The organism is Pseudomonas sp. NFX183 (genome assembly GCF_047943075.1).
GTDB lineage: Bacteria > Pseudomonadota > Gammaproteobacteria > Pseudomonadales > Pseudomonadaceae > Aquipseudomonas.
This window is the reverse complement of the sequence record NZ_CP181333.1, coordinates 1,059,875-1,083,951: the sequence shown is the minus strand read 5'-3', so window position 1 is coordinate 1,083,951 and position 24,077 is coordinate 1,059,875. Positions and strand designations below refer to the sequence as shown.

Here is a 24,077-nt window from a genome sequence, read left to right as displayed (position 1 = left end):
TCGGCCACCTTCCACGGAGCGGCCCATGAGCCTGTTGAAACGCACCTGCGCCGCCTTGGCGTTGACTCTCAGCTTGCCGCTGGCTGCGGCGCCTGCGCCGATGCACAGCCAGTTCCTGCCGCCCGACGACCTCACCTTGCGCGCCGCCACGCTCGACCAGCAGCAGCTGCTGCAAATTACCGAGTATGCGGTGGTGGTCGGCAATCAGCGTCAATCGACCCAGCAGCCGATCCCGGTGACGTCGCCGCTGATGATTCGCCTCAAGGGCAAACCCTTGAACAAAGGCGCGACCATCGCCCAGGTGGTGCTCAATTTTGATGCCGAAAGCAAAAGCCTGAAAAAGCCGGTGTTCGATGAGAGCAGTAAGACCCTGACCTTGTCTTACCCGGTGGCCCAGTACCGCGTGATCGTCGACCTGCTGCGCAACGACACGGTGTATGTGCAGTTCCTCAGCTATGCCAACGGGCACATTTGGGCGGACCTGCACACCGACGCCGTTCGCGCTAAATAGTGAGACCGCAGGTATCTACACAACTGCTGGCGAACACAAAATCTGTAGCAGGCGAGCTTTTGTGGTGAGCGGGGCAAGCCCGCTCACCACAGGGGATGTGGCGGCCTTTTATGCTGCGATGGTGGCGGGTCAGTGGGCCCAACTGTCACTGATGCACCGCCATCGCAGGCAAGCCAGCTCCCACATAGGTTCTTGGTCGCTTCCGAAGCGTGTGTGCCGCAGGTAAACTGCGTTTCCCGTGTAATGTCTGCAGGCTGGAGTCGGTAATGCGTAAAGATAAGAAACAGGTGATTGGTGACGAGATTGGCGACGACCAGATCAAGTTGTTCTTGGACTTCGAGCCGGTTGACGCGACTTCACCGTCCCTGCACAAATTGATCAAAGCCTACCGTGGCTTGCGTATCGACGACTTCGCGCGGTTCCTGGGCTTTTTCAAGGAAGCCGGCCTGGATCTGGATGGCAAGGACGAGCATGGCCAGACCTTCGTTGACCTGATCAAGGATCAGCGCAACGCCGATGAGTACATCGAGCTGATCAACGCTGCCCGCAGCTGAGTGCCCGAGACCTAAAAAAACGCCCCGTTCTCATGCCGAGAGCGGGGCGTTTTTTATTGCGTCAAAGCCTTATGCGTAGCTTTCGGCTTCGTTGCTTTGCTCAACCAGTTCCAGGCTGATGTTGTTCTGCGTATTGATCTTGCGATACAGCTCGGCATCGGTCTCCAGGACTTTTTCGCGCGCCGGGAAGATCTCGTGCAGTTTGGCCGCCCACTCGCCCGCAGCCTTTTGCGGGAAGCAGCGCTCGATCAGTTCCAGCATGATCGACACGGTCACCGAAGCACCTGGAGACGCGCCCAGCAGGGCGGCCAACGAGCCGTCTTTGGCCGCAACCAGCTCGGTGCCAAATTGCAGCACGCCGCCTTTTTTCGGGTCTTTCTTGATGATCTGCACCCGCTGGCCGGCGACTTCCAGGCGCCAGTCTTCGGCTTTCGCCTCAGGGTAGAAGCGGCGCAGGGATTCCAGGCGTTGCTCCATGGATTGGCGCACTTCGCTGACCAGGTACTTGGTCAGGTCCATGTTGTCGCGAGCCACGGCCAGCATCGGGCCGATGTTGCCGGCGCGAATCGACATTGGCAGGTCCAGGAACGAGCCGTGCTTGAGGAACTTGGTGGTAAAGCCGGCGTAGGGCCCGAACAGCAGGGATTTCTTGCCATCGACCACACGGGTGTCCAGGTGCGGCACGGACATCGGCGGCGAACCTACCGCGGCCTGGCTGTAGACCTTGGCCTGGTGGTGCTTGACCACCTCCGGGTTGTCGCAACGCAGCCACTGGCCGCTGACCGGGAAGCCGCCGAAGCCTTTGCTTTCTTCGATGCCCGAGGCTTGCAGCAGCGGCAGGGCCGCGCCACCGGCGCCGAGGAACACAAACTTGGCGTCGACTTCACGGCTGTTGCCGCTGTTGACGTCCTTGATGCTCACGGTCCAGCCCGCGCCGTTGCGCTTGAGGCCAGTGACGCGCTTGCAGTACTTGACCTGCGCATCCGGTGCGCTGGTCAGGTGCGACAGCAATTGATTGGTCAGGGCGCCGAAGTTGACATCGGTGCCATTCATCACGCGGGTGGCAGCGATTTTTTCGTCGAGCGGGCGGCCCGGCATCATCAGCGGCATCCACTCGGCCATCTCGCTGCGGTCTTCGGTGTAGTGCATGTCCGAAAACGCGTGGTGCTGGCTGAGGGTTTCAAAGCGCTTCTTGAGGAAGGACACGCCCTTGTCGCCCTGCACGAAGCTCAGGTGCGGCACCGGGCTGATAAAGGATTTGGACGAGCCAAAGGTGCCTTTTTTGGTCAGGTACGCCCAGAACTGCTTCGACACCTCGAACTGGGTGTTGATGTGCACGGCTTTCTTGATGTCGATGGAGCCATCGGCGGCCTGCGGCGTGTAGTTCAGCTCACATAGCCCGGCGTGACCGGTACCGGCGTTGTTCCACGGGTTGGAACTTTCCGCGGCACCCGAATCCATCAGCTCAACGACTTCCAGCTTGAGGCCGGGGTCGAGCTCTTTGAGCAGTACGGCCAGGGTGGCACTCATGATGCCGGCCCCTACCAGTACTACGTCGACTGCTTCGTTATGCGCCATTTAACGCGTCTCCAAAATCTGCAGCACCAAATTGACGGCATGGCTGCCAGGAGTGACGGGGCGGTTCACGTGTTGCCCCAGGTTACCCATGGCCAGGATCGCCATGTCCGATTCGCAATTCTTTGCAACTTCAGCACACGCTTCCTGCCGGGCTAATCTGCCTATGAACGCATTCATAGGCGCCTGTGGCAATTCGACTTATGGTCAAAGCGTGCGATTTGTGCAACCAATCCGTAGCGGACAGGCTCAAGCTCCGGTATTTGAGGAGTGCTCGGTCCTGTGTGGTTGGGCTGTTCCAGACGCTGATGGTGCTTGTACAAACGCCAAACTATTCATTTGCTCGCCACACTCTTGTGAAGTTGTGAAAACCCGTTTTTTCACGCTCTTTTGAAGACGTGAACCTCAAAAAAGGGCTGCCCCAGCCTGGCACCTGGCCCGCAAACCTCTGCCGACACGCGGCAAAACGGGCAAACAACTCAAGTGGCCGAGCGCAATGGCAGCTCTGGCAGATTCGGTAAGGCGGGTGGGTTGCAAAGAAAACAGCAAGCGCGCCAGCTTCACTCGATCTGTGTGGGCGGCTCTCTGTGGGCGATTGTTGGGTTAATACCGAGGCATTAACGATGCTGCGAGGCCCGATCAGGAGACGTCCTTATAATCGGGGGGAGATTGTAGCGAAGAACGCCGGGGAAATGGGCGTGTTTTATGACTTTTATTCGTGTCTCGGTCAGGAGGCCAACGCATGCCGCGGTTGTGCGTGCGTAACCTTCGGGCTGACCCGCGCGCTTGCCGGCAGCGGGCGGTGCATCCAGCCCAGGTGAGTCTCCGACACTTCCACCCAACCTTCGCCGACAGGCGGCAGGCTGCACTGCTTGAACGCCAGGCAATGGCCGTGCGCATCAAGCAGCGCATAGTGGCGATGACGGGCGTGTTGCATGAACAATGACTTGAGAAGGCGCATGGCTTTGTACCTGTTGCGTTACATGCTTGAAGGTTGCCAGTGTGGCATGACATTGGAATGACGGATTTATGCGAAATTGTAATTTGAGCATGCCTTCAGCTGCCGTTCAGGATGGCTGGTGAGTGGCGCGCATGCACCGTTATACTGGCGCCCTGTTTGCATCTAGTCCTGGAGAAATGAGTATGTTGCAACGCCTGTTGTTCGGTTTGATCACTGTGACCAGTTTGACCCTGGTTGGCTGCGCCAACAGCCCGCAACAACTCAGCCCGCAACCTAAAGTCACCGCGCAGCTGGCGCCTGTCGGTCACGGTCAGCCGGTATCGGTGCGTGTGGTGGACGGTCGTCCGTCGCCGACGCTGGGTTCGCGTGGCGGGCTGTACCCTGAGACCGCGCTTATTTCGGTCACCGGTCAAGACGTGCTGCCCAAGCTGCAGGCCCAGGCCGAAGCCGCCGTGCGCCTGCTGGGCTTCACACCCGCCAACTCGCCGGGCGCGCCTCAGCTGACCATCACCCTGGCCGAACTGAAATACCAGTCGCCCAAAGAAGGCTTGTACGTGACTGAAGCTTCCATTGGCGCGACGTTCAAGTCCGACGTCAGTGCTGGCACCCGTCGCTACAGTGGCCGCTACGGCGCATCGCTGAATCAGCGTTTCGGCATGTCGCCCAACCAGGAGACCAACACGAAGCTGGTCAGCGACGTCCTCAGCGACGCCCTGACTCGCCTGTTCAAAGACCCAAGCATCGGCCAGCTGCTCAGCGCGCAGTAACCCTGCATAAAAAAACCGGGCTCAGCGATGAGCCCGGTTTTTTTACGCCTGTCGCTTTCATGCCGCGGTTTCGACATAAAAGTCCAGCACACTCACACCGGTGAGCAGGTCCAGCTCCGGCAGGTCGGCGTGCTGGTGCCCGCCCAACGCGCAATACACCAGCCAGTGTCGATCCTGGACATTGAAGGCCAGTGCGCCAACCAGCGCCTCTTGCTCATCGTTTGGGGCGATCAAATACAGCCGATCCTGGTTTTGCGCATGCAGCATGACAAGCTCCCGGGTGTTCGAAGGGCAACAGAGTGGCTTGTTAAGGTGACGTTCAGGTGACGCTGTAAATTAATGGATACATTAATCGTACTTGGGGGACGGAACGTTTCAGCGGCAGGAGGCCGATATCACTCAGGTTTGTATCTGAACTGATACCAGCACACTGTACGACTGAGGTTTGCGATGGCGCTGCCTGCACTGCTGATCAATGTTGTGGCTCTACTGGTGGCCTGCCCAGGCGCAGCGCTGCTGTTCATTACCCGTTTGCGCGAGCAGCGCGCACTGGCCGATCTGACCGCGCAAAGCGAAGATCGCGCGATTGACCAGCCGATGTTGTTTCTGGATGTGCGCACCGAACGGGCGCATCGTCTGGCTTACCGCGTCGGGTTTGCCTGCCTTGGGCTGGCGCTGGCCACGTCCTGGCTCAGTACTCACCTCTAAAAAACACCACAAAACAAATGTGGGAGCGGGCTTGCCCGCGAATGCAGGGGCTCAGTCGATACATCCTTGACTGAACCACCGCTTTCGCGAGCAAGCCCGCTCCCACATTTTGCTTCGGTGTTTACAGTGGAATCCCGGCTTTAACCCGGTATTGATTCCTCACCGGCGTCGCGTACTGCACCACCAGGTACGGGCGATGCTCGGCCGGGCACTCACTCAAGCGCCGCTCCCACTCCGCTTGCGCCTTGGCCAGCTCATCGGCCGGGAACACCTCGGCCGCCGTCGGCACCTGCAATTGCGGGTCGGCGTCGCTCCACTGCGCGTACGCCAGGTAATGCACCGGGAACAGGCGATAGCCGCCGAGAATCTGCCGGTCCATTTCCACCGCCAGCAGCTTGGTGTCCTCGAAACGCTCGGTGATCGGCGGCGCAAAGTTCACATGCACACGGCCCTTGTAGCCGGTGATGCCCAGAGCGATGCTCACATCATCCTCGCCCGGCGCCTTGCTGTAGGTGCCGGTGGTGGCGCGGATATACAGTTCACGGGCCTTGGCCGTGTCGCAGGGGTCGTATTCGTAGCTGATCGACACCGGCGTCAGGTTCAGCGACTGGATCACCTCGGCAAACGGCTCATCCTTGCGGCTGACGTGAAACATCTTGAGGATCGCCGATTCGGTGCGATCATCGCCATCCTTGGCCCGGCCTTCGGCCTGGGCGATCCAGATCGACTGACAGTCGTTGCGGATCGAATGGTTGATGTAGGCCGACAGCAGGTTATACGCCGCCATCTTTTCCTTTCGCCCGGTGATCGAGCGGTGCACGATGAAGCTCTTGTTCAGGCGCATCAGGTCGCTGACAAACGGCTTTTGCAGCAGGTTGTCGCCAATGGCAATGCGCGGCGTCGGCAGGCCGGCGTGGTACACGGCGTAGTTGACGAAGGCGGGGTCCATCACGATGTCGCGGTGGTTGGCCAGAAACAGGTAGGCAGTGCCCGACTTAAGCTGCTCGACGCCGGTATAGGTAACGCCGTCGGTTGCGCGGTCAATGGTGTGGTCGACGTAATATTCGACTTTGTCCTGCAGCGTGGCCACGGTGGTGACACCGGCGAACTCGCGGCGCAGCTTGCGGGCGATCATCGGCTTGAGCAGCCAGCCCAGGGCGCCGGCAAAGCGCGGGAAGCGGAAGTGGGTCAGGATGTCCAGAAAGGCCTTGTCACTGAACAGACGCGCCAGCACTGCCGGGACTTCGCTGTCGTTGTAAGGTCGGATGGTATCGAATTCGCCCATCATGCTCTCTTGTTAGAAACGGCTAGTGTAAGTAAAGGAAGTATCAGGGTGCGGCCGCAATATTGGCTCTGCCGTGAATAGCCCTGTAAATAGACCGGCGATTATACGCACAAGTCACCTGGGAGACCGCGATGCTGGAAACCGAGTCGTACGATTGTCCTTATTGTGGTGAGCCGGCTGAGGCCGTGCTGGACCTTTCCGGCGGCGATCAGTCATACATTGAAGACTGCCCGGTGTGTTGCCGGCCGATAATCTTTGATCTGCAGGTACACGGTGACGAATGGATGCTCACGGTCCGCAGCGAAAACGAGTAACAGGTACGCCCATGCAGCGAATCTATGAACCGGAAAACCTGATGGAAGGCGAGTTGCTGCAACAAATGCTCGCCAGCGAGGGCATCGAGGCGCACCTGGTGGGGCGCCATTTACTCGGTGGTACCGGCGAATTGCCGATTTTCGGCCTGCTGGGCCTGGAGGTAGACAACGACCAGGCCGTTTACGCCCGTGAGCTGATTACGGCCTACATCGGCGCGCAACCGCTGCCTGGCGACGAACCCGACAGCTTTCCCGACGTATTGGTCTGTTAGGCTGTCGGTCGGTTTACCCAAGAGTCGTGTTGCCCCATGTGTGGACGTTATGCCCTGTTTCGCTGGAACCCTACGTTTGCTGCCTTGCCGGGATTCCCGGCCGACCAGCAGGCGCAGTGGAACATCTCCCCGAATGATTCGGTGCTGATTCAGCGCTTGAGCGAAGGCCAGCGCACCCTGGCGCGTGCACGCTGGGGCCTGACGCCGCCCTGGCTGACTGACCTTTCCCGCACCCCGGCCCACGCCCGCGCCGAAACCCTGGCCGAACAGCCGATGTTCCGCGAAGCCTTTCGCCAGCGCCGCTGCCTGCTGCCCGCCAACGGGTTTTACGAGTGGCGCGGTACCCAGCGCAAGCGCCCGTACTGGCTGACGCCGGGCGAGGGCTCGACCCTGTTTTTTGCGGCGATCTGGGAAGCGTATCCGGTGCAGGAGCAGGTGTGGCTGAGCACCGCGGTGGTGACCCAGGCGGCGCAGAGTCAGCGGCGGCCGTTGATTCTGGATGCGGCGGGGCAGGAGGCGTGGCTGGATCCACAAACGCCGTTGCCTGTGTTGCAGGGTTTGCTGGCCAGTGAGCCGGCTGCGTTGCGCGAGCGGGTGTTGGCCAATATGGTCAATGATCCGAAGCTGAATGGGCCGGAGTGCCTGACCCCGGGTTGAGGTTGGAGCCACTGGCCCCTTCGCAGGCAAGCCAGCTCCCACATTTGACGGTATTCACCCATCCAAATGTGGGAGCTGGCTTGCCTGCGATGGCGGCCTCAAACCCGCCACAAATCCCTAAACCTTGAACTGATTGATCAACCGCCGCTGCTGCTCCGCCAGCTTGGTCAACTCCGCACTGGCTGCGCTCGATTCATCCGCGCCGCCCGCCACTTCATTGGCCACCTGGCCGATATTGATCACATTGCGATTGATGTCCTCGGCCACCGCGCTCTGCTCCTCGGCGGCGCTGGCGATCTGGGTGTTCATGTCGTTGATCACCGACACCGCCTGAGTAATTGTCTCCAGCGCCTCGGCCGCCTTCGCCGCATGCTGCACGCTTTCATCGGTGCGGTTCTGGCTGTCTTCCATCACCTTCACCACATCGCGCGTGCCTTGTTGCAACTGCTGGATCATGGTCTGGATTTCTTCGGTGGCCTTCTGCGTCTTCTGCGCCAGGTTGCGCACTTCATCGGCCACCACCGCGAAACCACGGCCTTGCTCGCCGGCCCGCGCTGCCTCGATGGCGGCGTTGAGGGCCAGCAGGTTGGTCTGCTCGGCAATCCCGCGAATGGCTGTGAGGATCGCGTTGATGTTCTCACTGTCCTTGGCCAGGGTTTGCACCACGCCCACCGCTTTACCGATTTCCTGCGCCAATGCGCCGATAGACGTAGAGGTGTCGCGCACGATGCGCATGCCCTGGCTTGCGGCCTGGTCAGCGTGGCTGGCGGCTTGCGCGGCCTGGGTGGCGTTGCGCGCCACGTCCTGGGCGGTGGCCGTCATCTCATGCACAGCGGTGGCCACCTGGTCGATCTCGACCATCTGTTTGTGCACGCCCTGGTTGGTGCGAATGGCGATGTCGGCGGTGTGCTCCGACGAATCGCTGACCTTCTGCACCGAACTCACCACCTGGGTGATCATGCCTTGCAACTTGATCAGGAAGGTATTGAAGCCAGTGGCAATCGCGCCCAGTTCATCGGCGCGGTCACTGGTCAGGCGGCGCGTCAGGTCGCCTTCGCCCTGAGCGATGTCATTGAGCATGGCCACCATTTGCTTGAGTGGGCGGGCGATGCCGTGGCCCACCAGCCAGATCACCAGCAAGCCGAGGCCAGCAATCAACAGGCCCACCATGGCCATGCCGAAGGTGTCGGTCTTGCGCTGGGCTTGCAGGTCGCTTTGCAGTTTTTGCGAATCGGCCATCACCGCGCTCAGTGGCAGCTGCATCATCAAGGTCCAGCGTGCTTCGGCCTGGCCGATGTTGAAGGGCAGGAACAGCTCGATGTGCCCGTGTTCCTTGTCGATGTCGTAGCGCACTTCGCCGACTTTCAACTGGACAAGATTGGCCAGCTCGTTGCTGTCGAGCAAGTCAGTGGCTTTTTCGCCCAGCTTGCTCGCGTCCTTGGTGTAGGCCACCAGGCGACCATTGTTGGAAATCAGCGCCATTTCGCCAGCGCCGTTGTAGAGGTTCTGGTCGGCGCGGGTGAGCATGTCCTGGATGAAGTTCACCGACAGATCGGCGCCGACGATGCCCTGGAAGGTGCCGTCGATCATGATCGGTTCGATAAACGAGGCCAGCATCACCATCACGTTGCCGACCTTGTAAGGCGCAGGGTCGATGGCGCAGGGCTTTTTGCTTTCTTTGGAGCACAGGTAGTACTCACTGGCGCGCACGCCGGTGGCGAGGATGTTCTGGTCGTTGACGTCGGCGAGTTTATCCAGGCCCAGGCTGCCATCGGCGTTGCGGTACCACCACGGCAGGAAGCGCCCGTCGGCGGCCATGCCGACGATCGGCGTGTTCACGTAGGCGGCGTCATTGTGGTCGATCGCATTGGGCTCCCAGCCGATATAGGCGCCGAGGATTTTCGGGTTGCGCACCACGGTTTCGTGCAGCAGGTTGATCAGTTGTTCGCGGCCCACCTGCAAGGCCGGTTCGCCCTTGGCGTCTTTCATGCCGAGCAGGGCGTTGGCTGTGGCCAGGCCTTTGGCGGTCACCAATGGCGCTTCCAGTTCACGCTGGATCAACGTGGCCTGGGTTTGCGCCAGGGCGGTGAGCCGTTGCTCGATGATCTGCTCGAACTGCGCCTGGGTGCGTTGCTGCACCAGTTCCTGGGTGCGCGCGCCGGCGAACACCGCGTAAAGCACCAGGACAGCGACCACACTCAGCACAATGGCGCCGGTCAGTGCTGCGACAGAAAACTGAATCGACTTGAATTTCATGAACGCTCCGGGCGCAAGGGCAGGTGGGCTGCCTTTGTGTATCGGCCACGGGCTCGGGAGGCTTAAGGCTTGGCGGGCGAAATAGTGCCGAATGTCGCAAATGGACTGGTGGCCGCCGCTGTGGGCATGTGGGATGTATCTGAAAGTTAGCGGTTACACGTCTGTTGTATCTGGCGCCGATACACATGAGCGCCTAGGATACGCGCCATGTTTTCAGGGAGCGTGTTCATGAAGAAGTCATTGGCGGTAAGTGGTTTGGTTGCGGCAATGCTGCTGGCGGGTTGCCAGTCGGTAAACACCACCAGCGGCGGCGCCGTCGGGGTAGAGCGCAAGCAGTACATGTTCAGCATGTTGTCGAGTCAGGAAGTCGACCAGATGTATGCCCAGTCCTACCAGCAGACGCTGGGTGAGGCGAGCGGCAAAGGCATGCTCGACAAGACCAGTGCCAACGCCAAGCGCGTGCAGGCCATTGCCAACCGACTGATCGCCCAGGCGCCGACCTTTCGCCCGGATGCGGCGCAGTGGAAGTGGGAAGTGAACCTGATCAAAAGCGATGAGATGAACGCCAATTGCGGGCCTGGCGGCAAGATCTTCGTGTACAGCGCGTTGATCGACAACCTCAAGCTCACCGATGACGAACTGGCCGCGGTGATGGGCCATGAAATCGCTCACGCCTTGCGCGAACACGGCCGTGAAGCCATGTCCAAGGCCTACGGCATCGAGATGGCTAAGCAGGGCGCCGGTGCCTTGTTCGGTCTGGGCCAGGACAGCCTGGCGCTGGCCGATACGGTGGCCAACTACGGCATGACGCTGCCCAACAGCCGCGCCAATGAAAACGAAGCCGACCTGATCGGCCTGGAGCTCTCGGCCCGGGCCGGCTACAACCCGAACGCGGCCATCACGTTGTGGAACAAGATGGCCAAGGCTTCGGAAGGTGCGCCGCCGGAGTTCATGAGCACACACCCGGCCTCCGACAGCCGAATCGCTTCGTTGCAGGCGGCGATTCCGAAAGTAATGCCGCTTTACCAGCAGGCCAAAAAATCCTGAGTTAACGCGGACCCATGTGGGAGCTGGCTTGCCTGCGATGCAGGCGGCTCGGTCATTCAGAAATACCGAGTTGATGCTATCGCAGGCAAGCCAGCTCCCACATTGGATTGGGGTTTACAGGCCTAGATCCAGCCGCTGCTTTGCATGGCCTTGTACACCGCCACCACCGCCAGAACGAAGAACGCCGTGGCCGCCAGTCGACGAATCAAGGTCAACGGCAGTTTCTCCGCCGCAAAATTCCCCGCCAGAACCACCGGCACGTTGGCAATCAGCATGCCCAGGGTGGTGCCGATAATCACTAGCCACAGCTCAGGGTATTGCGCGGCCAGCATCACCGTGGCGATCTGCGTCTTGTCACCGATCTCGGCGAGGAAGAACGCAATCAGCGTGGTCAGGAACGGCCCGAATTTGCGCGTGGTACTGGCTTCGTCGTCGTCAAGTTTGTCCGGCACCAGGGTCCACAGCGCCGTGGCGCAGAAGCTCGCCGCGAGGATCCAGTGCAGCACCGCATCCGAGAAGAAGCTGCCGAACCAGGCCCCCACGGCACCGGCGGCCGCATGGTTGGCCAGGGTCGCGGCGACGATGCCGGCGATGATGGGCCAGGGCTTGCGGAAGCGAGCAGCAAGGATGAGCGCGAGCAGTTGCGTCTTGTCGCCGATTTCGGCCAGGGCAACGATTGCGGTAGGAACGAGTAATGAATCCAGCATCAGGTAAGTTTCCAGGGGCGGGTCGACACGGCTATGACACGTACAGCCTTCCCGCCCCGGGTAAGGTGTGCGTGTCATAGGTCTTGTCAAACCCCGGTCCGTCTGTGCGGACTCCTGGGTCGCATACGCCATGGTCTGCTGACCAAGTATGTTGACGTATGCCGGACGAGCATGGCGCTCGTGGGAGACTACTCCCCTAGGACGGAGCGGATTCTGCCTAGGCAAAACCCATTCGGCAAGCCTTCTTTTTCAAAAAGCCATCAGCCGCGTTTGGCACGATAAATGCGAAAACCATTGCCTTCGGCCTTGATTGCACACACGCCCAAGTGCTCTTCGATCAGCGGTTGGTACTTGAGGAAACTGTTGGCCACCAAGCGCAGTTCGCCGCCTTTTGCCAGGTGTTTCGCCGCTTTTCGCAGCAAGTTTTCCGTGGCGAAATAGTCGGTGTGCACGCCGACATGGAACGGCGGGTTGCTCAAAATCGCGTTTAAGCCCATCGGCGCGGCGTCGATGCCGTCACCGGTCAACACCTCGGCTTCCAGGCCATTGGCCGCCAAGGTCAGGCGGCTGCTGGCGGCGGCGAACGCATCCACGTCAAGCATCGTCACCGTGTTGTGCGGGTAGCGACGCTTGACCGCAGCACCCAGCACGCCCGCGCCGCAGCCAAAGTCGAGCAAGTGCCCGCTGGGCAACTTGTCCAGGTGTGCAAGCAACAGCTCGGTGCCGCGATCCAGGCGACCGTGGCTGAACACGCCCGGCAGGCTCACAACCTTGAGCGGTCCTTCGGCCAGCGGCACGTCAAACACCTGCTCCAGGCTTTCCAGTTCGACCGCTTGCGGGGCATTGGTCACGGTGACCTGCCACAGCTGGCAGTGTCGCGCGTTGTCGAGCTTGCGGGGCTTGCCGAACGGAATCATCTGCTTGGCGGCGCTTTCGATACCGCCTTTTTTCTCGCCGACCAGAAACAGCTCGGCGCTGGGCAGGCGGGCGGCCACGGCGTTGAGCAGGTAGTCGGTGAGGTCCTTGGACTTGGGCAGGAAAATCACCGCCGCATCAAAATTGCGCTCGGGCGCGTTCACGCCGAAATGGCTGCGCTCGGGGAAGCGCGCATCGAGCGCCGCCTGGTCGCCGGCATGCCAGCTCCAGCCGTGGGCATTGGGCAGGCGGCCGAGCAAATCGTCGGCGGGCAAACCTACCAGCAGCAGGTTGCCTTGAAAAAGTTCGGCCTGACGAAGCAGTACTTCACTGCGCGGATCCATGGTCTGCTCCTTGAAAAGGGGCGCAGTTTATCAACTGACGACGCGCAGCGGGGTGCCGTTGAAAAAGCCGCGGGCGTTTTCCGCCAGTTGGCCAACGATGCGCTGCCGCGCTTCGCGACTGCCCCAGGCGTTGTGGGGTGTCACGATCAAGCGAGGAATATCGCCGGCCAGCAGCGGGTTGCCATTGACCGGTGGCTCCACGCTCAGCACATCGGTGGCCGCACCGCCCAGATGGCCGCTGCGCAACGCGTCTGCCAGGGCTTGTTCGTTGATCAAGCCACCGCGCGCGGTGTTGACGATAAACGCGCCGGGCTTGAGCAGTGCCAGTTCGCGGGCGCCGATAAAGTCGCGGGTGTGTTCATTGAGCGGGCAGTGCAGGGTCAGCGCGTCGACTTGCGCGAGCAGTTCATCCAGGGGCACGCGGTCAGCGCGGGCAGGGCGGCCCGGAATCGCGCCGAGCACCACGCGCATGCCGAAGGCTTCGGCCAGGCGCGCGACGGCGCTGCCCAGTTCGCCATGGCCGAGTAGGCCGAGGGTTTTGCCCTCCAGCTCGACAATCGGGTAGTCCAGCAGGCAGAACTGCTTGGCTTGTTGCCATTTGCCTGCGTCGACATCGCGTTGGTAGTCGTTCAGGCGCGTCGCCAGATTCAGCAACAGCATGATCGTGTGCTGCGCCACCGACGGCGTGCCGTAACCCTGGCAGTTGCTCACCGTAATGCCATGGGCGCGGGCGGCGGCGAGGTCGACGTTGTTGGTGCCGGTGGCCGAGACCAGGATCAGCTTGAGTTCGGGGCAGGCTTGCAGCGTTTCGGTATTCAGCGCGATCTTGTTGCTGATGACCACTTGGGCGCCTTGCAGGCGCTCGACCACATTCTGCGGCGTGGTGTGCGCGTAAAGTTGCAGGTCGCTGAAGCTGTTGCGCAATTCGCTGAGGTCCAGGTCCCCAAGGTCCAGGGACGGGTGATCAAGGAAGACGGCGCGGCGATTGTTCGTCATCAACTGTACCTTTTGCGACAGGGTTCGAAGGCGTAATCTGCCGAGCCTATCAGATGAAATAATCAGTTACTTAATGGAGTGAGTATGTACGCCGCCGAGTTTTTGACCGTAGCCTTGATTCACTTATTGGCGGTGGCCAGCCCCGGCCCGGATTTCGCTGTTGTGGTGCGCGAGAGTGTGACCCATGGCCGTCGCGCCGGCACCTGGACCGCGCTGGGGGTGGGCTCGGCGATTTTCCTGCACGTGGGCTACTCGCTGCTGGGGATTGGTTTGATCGTGTCGCAGTCCATCGTGCTGTTTAACGCGCTGAAGTGGGCGGCGGCGGCGTACTTGCTGTACATCGGTTTCAAAGCGTTGCGCGCGCAGCCGGCCAAGCCGGTTGCCGAGGGTGAGTTGCAGCTCGAAGTGGGCGAGCGCACCCCGCGTGCGGCGTTTACTGCGGGGTTTGTGACCAATGGTTTGAACCCCAAGGCCACGCTGTTTTTTCTGTCGCTGTTTACGGTGGTGATCAATCCGCACACGCCGCTGGCGATCCAGGCTGGATACGGTGTGTACCTGGCGGTGGCGACGGCGTTGTGGTTTTGCCTGGTGGCTATGTTGTTCAGTCAGCAGCGGGTGCGTGCAGGGTTTGCGCGGATGGGGCATTGGTTTGATCGGACCATGGGGGCGGTTTTGATTGCGATTGGTGTGAAGCTTGCGTTTACGAGTATGAAGTGAGGGGTGGGGTTTGGTTTGTGCTGTGGGAGGGGGGCATATATCCGTTGCTGCGGTAACGGCTTCGTATGGTTCCGCTCTTACAGCGGGTCACTTTTGGCAAACGCCCCAAAAGTAACCAAAAGGTCTCTGCCCCACCACTCGGCACCTCGCCCAGGCTCGGTGTGCCCTCACTCCGGCTTGAATCCGTGGGCCGCCGCGACGGGCCATCCATGGCCCAACGCGGCTAACCCGGCGTCCTGCCGGGTTACCCACGGATTCAAACCTGCGTTCGGCCAGCGTGGTTGACGGGGCCTGTCAGATCAAAAGCAAGATCAAGAGCAGAGCACGGCGGCCTGAAAGCCGACCTGAGTGGTAGAAGCAAAAGCAGGGCAACAGCACAGCAACACACCTCTATCTGATGCACTGAGCTCCAAATGTGGGAGCGGGCTTGCCCGCGAATGCGGTGGATCAGTCAGCTCATGTGTCACTGGCACACCGCCTTCGCGAGCAAGCCCGCTCCACAATTTGACCGAGTTCAGCCTCCACCACCGCACCGCACTGCTTTGCTTTTCTGTGGGAGCTGGCTTGCCTGCGATGCAGACACCTCGGTGTGTCAGGCATAACCAGTTGATGCCATCGCAGGCAAGCCAGCTCCCACATTTGATTGAGTTCAGGTTCCAGAATCAGGTCGGCTGTCAGGCCGCCTCGCTTTTGCTTTTGATCTAACCACTCAGGTCGGCTACTAGGCCGCCGTGCTCTGCTTTTGATCTTGATCTGCTTTTGATTTTGATCTTAGGCGCCCCGTTAAACCACGCTGGCCTCATGCAGGTTTTGGAGCGTGGGTAAACCGGCAGGACGCCGGTTTAGCCGTGTTGGGCCATGGATGGCCCATCGCGGCGGCCCACGCTCCAAAGCCTGCGTGAGGGCACACCGAGCCTAAGCGAGGTGCCGAGTGGTGGGGCAAGAGCCTTTTGGTTACTTTTGGGCTCTTTTCAAAAGTGACCCGCCGTAAGGGCGGAACCCCAAGCGGCCATCACCCAAATAACGGATATGCCCCCAGCCCGGTAGCACCTGGATGATGGCTCAAAGCTAGCATTCATCGGCCTCTGCAAATCATTCCTTTGGCTGATTTAGCTGACACATAAGCTCTCTAAAGTGCAGGTCTTCAAGCCAAGACCGTGCAGTCAGATAAGGGATTCGTATGTTGCAGACCCGTGTTATCCCACCCGCCGAAGGCGCTTACCAATACCCACTGTTGATCAAACGCCTGCTGATGTCCGGGACCCGCTACGAAAAAACCCGGGAAATCATCTACCGCGACAAACTGCGTTACACCTACCCCACCCTCATCGAGCGCGTCGCGCGCCTGGCCAACGTGCTGACCGAGGCCGGCGTCAAGGCCGGTGACACCGTCGCCGTGATGGACTGGGACAGCCACCGTTACCTGGAATGCATGTTCGCCATCCCGATGATCGGCGCGGTAATCCACACCATCAACGTGCGCCTGTCGCCCGAACAGATTCTCTACACCATGAACCACGCCGAGGACCGCTTCGTGCTGGTCAACAGCGAGTTCGTGGGGCTTTACCAGGCCATCGCCGGCCACCTGACCACGGTCGACAAAACGCTGCTGCTCACCGACGGCGACGAAAAGACCGCCGAGCTGCCCAACCTGGTCGGCGAGTACGAAACCCTGCTGGCGGCCGCCAGCTCCACGTACGACTTCCAGGACTTCGACGAAAACTCCGTCGCCACCACCTTCTACACCACCGGTACCACCGGCAACCCCAAAGGCGTGTACTTCACCCACCGCCAACTGGTGCTGCACACCATGGGCGTTGCGACGATCATGGGCAGCGTCGACAGCGTGCGCCTGCTGGGCACCAACGACGTGTACATGCCGATCACGCCGATGTTCCACGTGCACGCCTGGGGCCTGCCGTACGTGGCAACCATGCTCGGTTTGAAGCAGGTCTATCCGGGCCGCTACGACCCGGAATACCTGGTGGAGTTGTGGCGCAAGGAAAAGGTCACCTTCTCCCACTGCGTGCCGACCATCCTGCAAATGGTGCTCAACGCCAAGGCGGCGCAAGGCGTGGATTTTGGCGGCTGGAAAATCGTCATCGGCGGCAGCGCGCTTAATCGCACGCTGTATGAAGCCGCCAAGGCGCGCGGTATTCAACTGACTGCCGCGTACGGCATGTCCGAGACCGGGCCGCTGGTGTCGTGTGCCCACCTCAACGAAGAACTGATGGCCGGCACCGAGGACGAGCGCACCACCTACCGCATCAAGGCCGGCGTGCCCGGGCCGTTGGTGGAAGCGGCGATTGTCGACAGCGAAGGCAACTTCCTGCCCGCTGACGGCGAGTCCCAGGGTGAGCTGGTGCTGCGCGCACCGTGGCTGACCGAGGGCTATTACAACGAGCCGCAAAAGGGCGCCGAGCTGTGGGAGGGCGGTTGGATGCACACCGGCGATGTGGCCACGCTGGACGCATTTGGCGTGATCGACATTCGCGACCGCATCAAGGATGTGATCAAGACCGGCGGCGAGTGGATCTCCTCCCTGGCCCTCGAAGACCTGGTCAGCCGTCACCCGGCGGTACGCGAAGTAGCGGTGGTGGGCATCGCCGACCCGCAGTGGGGCGAGCGCCCGTTTGCGTTGCTGGTGGTCCGTGATGGCCATGTGATAGGTGCTCGCGAGCTCAAGGAACACCTCAAGCCTTTTGTCGAACTGGGCCATTTGAGCAAGTGGGCGATTCCAAGCCAGATTGCCGTTGTTACGGAAATTCCCAAGACCAGTGTCGGCAAGCTCGACAAAAAACGTATCCGTATCGACATCATTGAATGGCAGGCCAATAACAGCACGTTCCTGTCCACCCTCTGATGCCCCTCGCCGCGCCCGATCGGGCGCGGCAATGCTCTATCTCAAGCCTTCACTTGTGATTTGCCAATTTTCAGCCATCCTTGCCGCGCCGGCCTTCGTCGGCGTGGCGAAAGGACTGTGGCAGACGGGTTGGTGATGCAAATCACACTTTAGAGGGATCAAGCGGTACCCCCTGCTGGCTATAGTCCATCTCAGAGTTTTTCAAGGATGTTGCGCTTCGGGCCATGGGGGCTCGGTTGCCGTTCGGCATTGGAATCGTTGTATTCCGGCCGTTACACGCATCCAGAAGAAAGAACTCACTGCCATAACAATAATGCACATGGAGTAGCGTCGATGACCTCAGTAAACCAGTTCTGGCGCCGGGCAAGACTGCCCCTGGCCGTCAGTCTCGCTTCTACGCTCGCCGGGCCCGCATTCGGCGTCAGTTTCAACATCGGTGAAATCGAAGGCAGCTTTGACTCATCCCTGTCGGTGGGGGCGAGCTGGTCGACTGCGGGTCGCAATAAAGACCTGATTGGTGTCAACAACGGCGGCAAGGGGCTTTCACAGACCTCCGATGACGGCCACCTGAACTTCAACAAGGGTGATTCCTTCTCGAAGATCTTCAAGGGTATCCATGACCTTGAATTGAAATACGGCGACACCGGCATCTTTGTACGTGGCAAGTACTGGTACGACTTCGCGCTGCAAAACGAAGACCTGGACTTCAAGAACGTCAGCAACAACAACCGCAAAGAGGGCGCCAAGTCCTCGGGCGGGCAGATTCTCGATGCGTTCATTTATCACAACTACACCGTTGCCGATGAGCCAGGCAGCGTGCGCTTCGGCAAGCAGGTAGTGAGCTGGGGCGAAAGTACGTTCATTGGTGGCGGTATCAACTCGATCAACCCGATCGACGTGTCTGCATTCCGTCGTCCGGGCGCCGAGATCAAGGAAGGCTTGATTCCGGTCAATATGTTTTACGTGTCCCAGACCCTCACCGACAACCTCTCCGCAGAGGCGTTCTACCAGTTGGAGTGGGACCAGACCGTGGTGGATAACTGCGGCACGTTTTTCTCCCAGCCAGACGTGATTGCCGACGGTTGCAGCAATAACCTGCGGGTCTTGAACAAGCGCTCCACCATCCCTGGCGCGGCCTTGCCGACATTGAATGCTCTGGGTGTGGACGTTAACAATGAGGGCGTGCTGGTAAAACGTGGCGGTGACCGTGATGCACGGGACAGCGGCCAGTTCGGCGTGGCCATGCACTACAACTTCGAACCGCTGGACACCGAATTCGGCGCGTACTTCATGAACTACCACAGCCGTGCGCCGATCTTCAGCGCGACAGGTGCGCCTAACTCGGCCTACACCCGTCCGCTGGGGCAACTGGCGGCTTTGCGTCCGTTGATCGTGGCCGGCAGTTCCCAGTACTTTGTCGAGTACCCGGAAGATATCCGCCTCTACGGCCTGAGCTTCTCCACCACGCTGCCTACCGGCACCGCCTGGAGTGGTGAATTGAGCTACCGGCCAAACGCGCCGGTACAACTGAGCACCACCGATATTCTGTATGCGGGCGTTACGCCGATTCGGGGCTATGAAAATGCATCGGTGCTCAAGGGCACACCGGGCCAGGACCTGCACGGCTACAACCGCAAGGAAGTGACCCAGTTCCAGACCACCTTCACGCACTTCTTCGACCAGGTGATGGGCGCGACCCGCCTGACCACCGTGGGCGAAATCGGCGTAACCCATGTGGGCGGCTTGGAAAGCAAAAACACTGCGCGTTATGGCCGTGATCCAGTGTTCGGCCCTGGCACGCTGCCGGGTGGTTTCTGCAACGCGCTGAACAATTCGACCGCCCAAGGTGCGGGCCTGCCGAATGCATCCGGCTTGAACACCAACTGCAACAACGACGGCTACACCACCGCGACGTCCTGGGGTTATCGCGCCCGGGCGATCTGGGAATACCCGGATGTGTTTGCCGGTGTGAACCTCAAGCCCAACGTGGCCTGGTCTCATGACGTCAAAGGGTATTCGCCAGGCCCTGGCGGCAACTTTGAAGAGGGTCGCAAGGCCGTCAGCCTGGGCGTCGATGCCGAGTACCAGAACACCTACACCGTCGGCCTGAACTACACCAACTTCTTTGGTGGGCGGTTCACCACGGTGGACGATCGCGACTTTATCGCCTTGAGCGCCGGCGTGAACTTCTAAGACTTTCTTTTTCAGATGCATGCATTTCAGGAAGAGCCAGAACATGAAAATAACTAAAAGTCTGTTGCACGTGGGTGTGCTTGGGCTGTCGATCATGGCGGGTAGCGTCATGGCGGCAGTCTCGGCCGATGAAGCCGCCAAGCTGGGCACGACCCTGACCCCGATGGGCGCCGAAATGGCGGGCAACGCGGCCGGCACCATCCCCAAATGGTCGCCGCTGCCCACCAATGCCGGCGCCGTGGATGCCCGTGGCTTCCTCGCCAACCCGTATGCCAGCGAGCAGCCGCAATTCACGATCACTGCGCAGAACGTCGAGCAGTACAAAGACAAGCTGGCGCCGGGGCAGTACGCGATGTTCAAGCGTTACCCGGACACCTTCAAGATGCCGGTTTACCCGACCCATCGCGGCGCCACCGTGCCGGCTGATGTGTTCGCGGCCATCAAGAAGAACGCCACCAACACCAACCTCGTGTCTGGCGGCAACGGCCTGGAAAATTTCGAAACCGCGGTGCCGTTTCCGATCCCGAAAAGCGGCGTGGAAGTGATCTGGAACCACATCACCCGCTATCGCGGCGGCAGCGTGACGCGTCTGGTCACTCAGGCCACGCCGCAAACCAACGGCTCGTTCAGCCTGGTGTACTTTCGCGATCAGTTTGTGTTCCGCGACAAGATGAAGGACTACGACCCGAAAAACCCGGGCAACGTGCTGTTCTACTTCAAGCAGCAAGTGACCGCGCCGGCACGTCTGGCCGGTGGTGTGCTGCTGGTGCACGAAACTCTCGACCAGGTGAAGGAGCCGCGTTCGGCGTGGGTCTACAACGCCGGCCAACGCCGTGTTCGCCGGGCGCCGCAAGTGTCCTATGACGGGCCGGGCACCGCTGCCGATGGTCTGCGTACCTCCGACAACCTCGACATGTACAACGGCGCACCGGACCGCTACGACTGGAAGCTGGAAGGCAAAAAAGAAATGTACATTGCCTCCAACAGCTACAAGATCGACGATCCGAAGCTCAAGTACGTCGACATCATCAAGGCCGGCCACATCAACCAGGACCTGGCACGTTATGAGCTGCGCCGCGTCTGGCACGTGGTCGCAACCTTGAAGGAAGGCCAGCGCCACATCTACGCCAAGCGTGACTTCTTCATCGACGAAGACACCTGGCAAGCCGCGGTGATCGACCACTACGACGGCCGTGGCCAACTGTGGCGCGTGGCTGAAGCTCACGCCGAGAACTACTACGACAAACAAGTGCCGTGGTATGCCCTCGAAACCCTCTACGACCTGCAGTCCGGCCGCTACCTGGCCCTGGGCATGAAGAACGAAGAGAAGCAGGCGTATGACTTCGGCTTCACCGCCACCACCAGCGACTTCACCCCGGCGGCCCTGCGCCAGGATGGCGTGCGCTAAGCAACACTCACTCGACGATGTGGGAGCTGGCTTGTGTAAAGCTGGCTTGTGTGGGAGTCGGGCTCGCCCGCGATGCAGGCGCCTCGGTGTATCAGTTACACCAAGTTGATGCTATCGCAGGCAAGCCACTCCCACACAAGCCAGCCTTGCACTAGGCAGCTCCCACATTTTTTGTCGTAGTTCTTTTTCAGGTAAATGTTGCAAAGATCTACAAACCCGCCGCTTTTACCGCTAGTCTGCGGACATCTGCAATGCCGACAACAGCCTTCTACAAGAGCCCGGCGATGACTGATCTGTCCCGAATCCAAGGGCCTCCAAGCGCAGTAATTCCGACGCTGGAAGCGCGCTTCTACAGGCCACCTTTGCCTGACGGCTATGTGCTGCGCCCGCGCCTGTGCGAGCGGCTGAGTGCTGGTCTGGAGGGGCGACTGCTACTGGTCAGCGCTCCGGCGGGGTTCGGCAAGAGTTCGCTGGCGGTGGAGTTCTGCCAGGGGTTGCCGGCGCATTGGCAAAGCCTGTGGCTGGGCCTGAGCCCACGCGATAACGACCCGGGCCGTTTCCTCGAGCGCCTGCTCGACGGTTTGCAACAGTACTTCCCGCAACTCGGCGCCCAATCCCTGGGCCTGCTGAAAATGCGCCAGCGTCACCAACCCTTTGCCTTTGAAGAATGGCTCGACGGCCTGCTCGATGAGCTGACGTTACACTTGTCCACGCGCGCGCCCTTGTTGCTGGTATTGGATGACTACCATCTGGCCCAGGGCCCGGTGCTGGATCGTTGCCTGCAGTTTTTCCTGAATCATTTACCTGATGGGCTGGTGGTCATGGTCACCAGCCGCCAACGTCCCGACTGGCACCTGGCGCGCCTGCGGCTGTCCCGGCACCTGCTGGAGCTGCATGAACAAGACCTGCGCCTGACCCACGACGAGTCGCTGGCCGTGCTGGATCGGCACAGCAGCTCGTTGCGCGGCGAGGCGCTGGACAACTTGATCCGGCGCAGTGAAGGGTGGGTCGCCGGCCTGCGTTTCTGGCTGTTGGCCATCGCCGAAGCGGGCAATGAAAGCGCGTTGCCGCACAGCTTGCACGGTGGCGAAGGGCTGATTCGCGATTACCTGCTCGAAGAGGTCATCGACTGCCTGCCGGTTGAAGTGCAGGCGTTCCTGTACGACACCGCGCCTCAGGATCGTTTCTGCAGCGAGCTGTGCGACGCCGTGCGCGAGGCCCATGACAGCGCGGAAATCCTGCGCTATCTGCAGGCCCATCAGGTGTTTCTGGTGCCGCTGGACGAACAGGGCCACTGGTACCGTTACCACCATTTGTTTTCCGATTTGCTGCGCACGCGCCGCGCGAGCAATGCCACCTTGCCGATTGCCAGCCTGCACTTGCGGGCCTGTCGTTGGTTCAACGCCCAGGGTTTTATCGACGAAGCCGTGGAGCAGGCGTTGCGCGCCGGGCACCTCGATGTGGCGGCAAACCTGGTGCAGAACCTGTCAGAGGAGCAACTGCTGGCCGAGCAGAATGTGGGCATGCTGCTGCGCTGGAAGATGGACTTGCCCGACAGCCTGCTGATCAGCACGCCGCGCTTGATCGTGCTCTACAGTTGGGCGCTGGGGTTGGCGTGCCAGTTGGATGCGGCGGAAGAATTGTCAGGCTACCTCAGTCGCTTCCTGCCGGCGCCGTCGGCCACTGCGCAAAAGTCGATGCTGGCCCAATGGTTGGCGCTGAGCGGGATCATCGCCCGTGGGCGAGGTGATCGTGAGTTGACCCAGCGTTACTGCAGCGAGGCGTTGGAAAGCCTGCCGCACAAACGCTATGGCCAGCGCCTGATGTGCCTGTCGACCCTGTCCAACTTGGCTATTGTGGATGCCGACCTGTGGCGCGCGCGTGGCCTGAATCGCGAATCCCTGGAGCTGGCGCAGCGCGTTGGCAACCCGCTGTTCGAGGCCCTGGCCCATTACGACCGCGCGCGCGTGTTGCAGGCGCGCGGCGAAATTCTGCGTTCTCTGGACGAAGTGCGCCAGGGGTTGCAACGCCTGCAGGGCCTTGCGCCCCAACGGCTGTACGCCGTACGTGCGCGGTTATCGCTCTACGAAGGTTATTTGCTGCTGGTGCGTTATCAGTCTGACGCTGGCCTTGCCCGTTTGCGTGCCGGCCTGAGCGAAGCCCGTGCCTGCCGCGATATCAGCGTACTCATCGGGCATTGTGTGATTGCCAATTTCGAAGGGCGGCGCGGTGATTTCGCCAAGGCCTTCGCCGAACTCGCCGAAGCCGAGCGCCTGATGCATATCTGGGACGTGCCGCCGATCTATTACCTGGCGATGATCACCCTGATCAAATGCGAATTATGGCTGGCCCAAGGCCGCACCGACCTTGCCGACGCCTGGCTGACCCGCCTGGGGCAGACCTATAACGGTGAGCACGCCGCCGCCGCACCGGAGTTTCATCCACACCTGGCGCAACACATCGGGCTGCAGCAGGCCGCACTCGATGCGATCCGCCATCAACCGGCTGCGGCCTTGCAGCGCCTCGAAGAGCTGGCACAGCAGGCGCAAAGCAGCGGGCGCCAGATGATTGCCCTGATGGCCCTGACCCAGCAGGCGCATGTATTGCTGGAGTGCGGCCAGGAAGCCAAGGCGCGGCCAATCGTGGCCCAGGCGCTTGAGACGGGCGCTGGTGGCGCACTGCAACCGTTCCAGCGGCTGCTGGAGCGTTACCCTGACTGGATGCGCGAACAACTCGGCAAGACCCCGCATGCGTTATTGAACCAAAACCTGTTGGCGCTGCTGCCGGTGGTTGCCGCCGCCGAGGCCTTGCCCACCCACGAAACCCTCAGCACCCGCGAACTGGCAGTGCTGCAACTGATCGCCCAAGGCTGCTCAAACCAGGAGATCAGCAACCAGTTGTTTATCTCCCTGCACACGGTGAAAACCCACGCCAGCCATATCAACAGCAAGCTGGGCGTGGAGCGCCGAACCCAGGCGGTAGCGCGGGCGCAGGAGATGGGGTTGTTGGGGTAGGGAGCAACGCATT

Annotated in this window: 21 protein-coding genes, 1 pseudogene and 1 riboswitch; of the genes and pseudogenes, 13 read left to right on the top strand and 9 right to left on the bottom strand. The window is 60.8% G+C overall.

The genetic code is table 11. From position 1 onward, the window contains the following. The first annotated feature begins 25 nt into the window (after positions 1-25). The gene (locus ACM530_RS05135; RefSeq protein ID WP_416364382.1) at positions 26-511 is read left to right on the top strand and encodes a hypothetical protein; all 486 of its coding nucleotides are present in this window, start codon (positions 26-28) and stop codon (positions 509-511) included. A 266-nt stretch (positions 512-777) separates the two neighbouring features. Next, the gene (locus ACM530_RS05130) at positions 778-1,065 is read left to right on the top strand and encodes a PA4642 family protein (RefSeq protein WP_145165158.1); all 288 of its coding nucleotides are present in this window, start codon (positions 778-780) and stop codon (positions 1,063-1,065) included. Positions 1,066-1,134: 69 nt separating this feature from the next. Here ACM530_RS05130 and mqo read toward each other — a convergent pair whose 3' ends face one another. Then, positions 1,135-2,643, bottom strand: coding sequence for a malate dehydrogenase (quinone) (gene mqo / locus ACM530_RS05125; RefSeq protein WP_106578695.1), 1,509 nt, complete (start codon positions 2,641-2,643; stop codon positions 1,135-1,137). Between the two features lie 724 nt (positions 2,644-3,367). Further along, positions 3,368-3,601, bottom strand: a complete 234-nt coding sequence (locus ACM530_RS05120) for a hypothetical protein (RefSeq protein WP_145165156.1) — start codon at positions 3,599-3,601, stop codon at positions 3,368-3,370. A gap of 182 nt (positions 3,602-3,783) precedes the next feature. Between ACM530_RS05120 and ACM530_RS05115 the strand changes: the two genes are divergently transcribed. Next, entirely contained in the window at positions 3,784-4,368 is a 585-nt protein-coding gene (locus ACM530_RS05115; RefSeq protein ID WP_064450736.1) for a YajG family lipoprotein, read from the top strand. Between the two features lie 57 nt (positions 4,369-4,425). Here the strand turns inward: ACM530_RS05115 and ACM530_RS05110 are convergent, their stop codons facing one another. After that, complete coding sequence (locus tag ACM530_RS05110) at positions 4,426-4,635, bottom strand: hypothetical protein (protein WP_106578697.1); 210 nt, start codon at positions 4,633-4,635, stop codon at positions 4,426-4,428. A gap of 183 nt (positions 4,636-4,818) precedes the next feature. On the opposite strand from ACM530_RS05110, the gene ACM530_RS05105 reads away from it, so the two are divergent. Beyond that, positions 4,819-5,076: a hypothetical protein gene (locus ACM530_RS05105; protein WP_145165154.1), complete on the top strand. Its 258-nt coding sequence runs from the start codon at positions 4,819-4,821 to the stop codon at positions 5,074-5,076. Between the two features lie 121 nt (positions 5,077-5,197). Here the strand turns inward: ACM530_RS05105 and ACM530_RS05100 are convergent, their stop codons facing one another. Then, positions 5,198-6,361, bottom strand: a complete 1,164-nt coding sequence (locus tag ACM530_RS05100; RefSeq protein ID WP_178119739.1) for a 1-acyl-sn-glycerol-3-phosphate acyltransferase — start codon at positions 6,359-6,361, stop codon at positions 5,198-5,200. A 131-nt stretch (positions 6,362-6,492) separates the two neighbouring features. Here ACM530_RS05100 and ACM530_RS05095 point away from each other — a divergent pair, with 131 nt between their 5' ends. Genes ACM530_RS05095 through ACM530_RS05085 form a run of 3 tightly spaced genes read left to right on the top strand, consistent with a single transcriptional unit; the run spans position 6,493 to position 7,604 of the window. Next, complete coding sequence (locus ACM530_RS05095; RefSeq protein WP_145165150.1) at positions 6,493-6,675, top strand: CPXCG motif-containing cysteine-rich protein; 183 nt, start codon at positions 6,493-6,495, stop codon at positions 6,673-6,675. Positions 6,676-6,686: 11 nt separating this feature from the next. Further along, positions 6,687-6,947, top strand: a complete 261-nt coding sequence (locus tag ACM530_RS05090) for a putative signal transducing protein (RefSeq protein WP_106578701.1) — start codon at positions 6,687-6,689, stop codon at positions 6,945-6,947. 36 nt (positions 6,948-6,983) lie between these two features. Next, positions 6,984-7,604 (top strand): SOS response-associated peptidase, encoded by a 621-nt coding sequence (locus ACM530_RS05085; protein WP_262206924.1) that lies wholly within the window; start codon positions 6,984-6,986, stop codon positions 7,602-7,604. Between the two features lie 117 nt (positions 7,605-7,721). Here the strand turns inward: ACM530_RS05085 and ACM530_RS05080 are convergent, their stop codons facing one another. Further along, positions 7,722-8,465, bottom strand: a complete 744-nt coding sequence (locus tag ACM530_RS05080) for a methyl-accepting chemotaxis protein (RefSeq protein WP_372241492.1) — start codon at positions 8,463-8,465, stop codon at positions 7,722-7,724. A gap of 114 nt (positions 8,466-8,579) precedes the next feature. Further along, positions 8,580-8,774: pseudogene (locus ACM530_RS05075) on the bottom strand (HAMP domain-containing protein); the annotation flags it as partial. A gap of 1,314 nt (positions 8,775-10,088) precedes the next feature. Here ACM530_RS05075 and ACM530_RS05070 point away from each other — a divergent pair. After that, the gene (locus tag ACM530_RS05070) at positions 10,089-10,907 is read left to right on the top strand and encodes a M48 family metallopeptidase (RefSeq protein WP_145165144.1); all 819 of its coding nucleotides are present in this window, start codon (positions 10,089-10,091) and stop codon (positions 10,905-10,907) included. Positions 10,908-11,029: 122 nt separating this feature from the next. Here the strand turns inward: ACM530_RS05070 and ACM530_RS05065 are convergent, their stop codons facing one another. From ACM530_RS05065 to ACM530_RS05055, 3 genes are all read right to left on the bottom strand, one after another. After that, complete coding sequence (locus ACM530_RS05065; RefSeq protein WP_016974259.1) at positions 11,030-11,614, bottom strand: TMEM165/GDT1 family protein; 585 nt, start codon at positions 11,612-11,614, stop codon at positions 11,030-11,032. A gap of 89 nt (positions 11,615-11,703) precedes the next feature. Next, positions 11,704-11,823, bottom strand: a riboswitch (yybP-ykoY riboswitch). 51 nt (positions 11,824-11,874) lie between these two features. After that, entirely contained in the window at positions 11,875-12,873 is a 999-nt protein-coding gene (locus ACM530_RS05060) for a methyltransferase (protein ID WP_416364381.1), read from the bottom strand. Positions 12,874-12,903: 30 nt separating this feature from the next. Next, positions 12,904-13,869: a 2-hydroxyacid dehydrogenase gene (locus ACM530_RS05055; RefSeq protein WP_416364380.1), complete on the bottom strand. Its 966-nt coding sequence runs from the start codon at positions 13,867-13,869 to the stop codon at positions 12,904-12,906. Between the two features lie 84 nt (positions 13,870-13,953). Between ACM530_RS05055 and ACM530_RS05050 the strand changes: the two genes are divergently transcribed. The 5 genes from ACM530_RS05050 to ACM530_RS05030 all read left to right on the top strand — a co-directional run bounded on the left by ACM530_RS05050 (position 13,954) and on the right by ACM530_RS05030 (position 24,064). Next, complete coding sequence (locus ACM530_RS05050; RefSeq protein WP_416364379.1) at positions 13,954-14,586, top strand: LysE family translocator; 633 nt, start codon at positions 13,954-13,956, stop codon at positions 14,584-14,586. 1,180 nt (positions 14,587-15,766) lie between these two features. Then, positions 15,767-17,449, top strand: coding sequence for a fatty acid--CoA ligase (locus tag ACM530_RS05045; protein WP_145166207.1), 1,683 nt, complete (start codon positions 15,767-15,769; stop codon positions 17,447-17,449). A 333-nt stretch (positions 17,450-17,782) separates the two neighbouring features. After that, positions 17,783-19,642, top strand: coding sequence for a DUF1302 domain-containing protein (locus ACM530_RS05040; RefSeq protein ID WP_106579576.1), 1,860 nt, complete (start codon positions 17,783-17,785; stop codon positions 19,640-19,642). Between the two features lie 43 nt (positions 19,643-19,685). Further along, positions 19,686-21,050: a DUF1329 domain-containing protein gene (locus ACM530_RS05035; RefSeq protein WP_242194667.1), complete on the top strand. Its 1,365-nt coding sequence runs from the start codon at positions 19,686-19,688 to the stop codon at positions 21,048-21,050. A 284-nt stretch (positions 21,051-21,334) separates the two neighbouring features. Beyond that, the gene (locus ACM530_RS05030; RefSeq protein ID WP_416364378.1) at positions 21,335-24,064 is read left to right on the top strand and encodes a LuxR C-terminal-related transcriptional regulator; all 2,730 of its coding nucleotides are present in this window, start codon (positions 21,335-21,337) and stop codon (positions 24,062-24,064) included. Positions 24,065-24,077 lie beyond the last annotated feature (13 nt).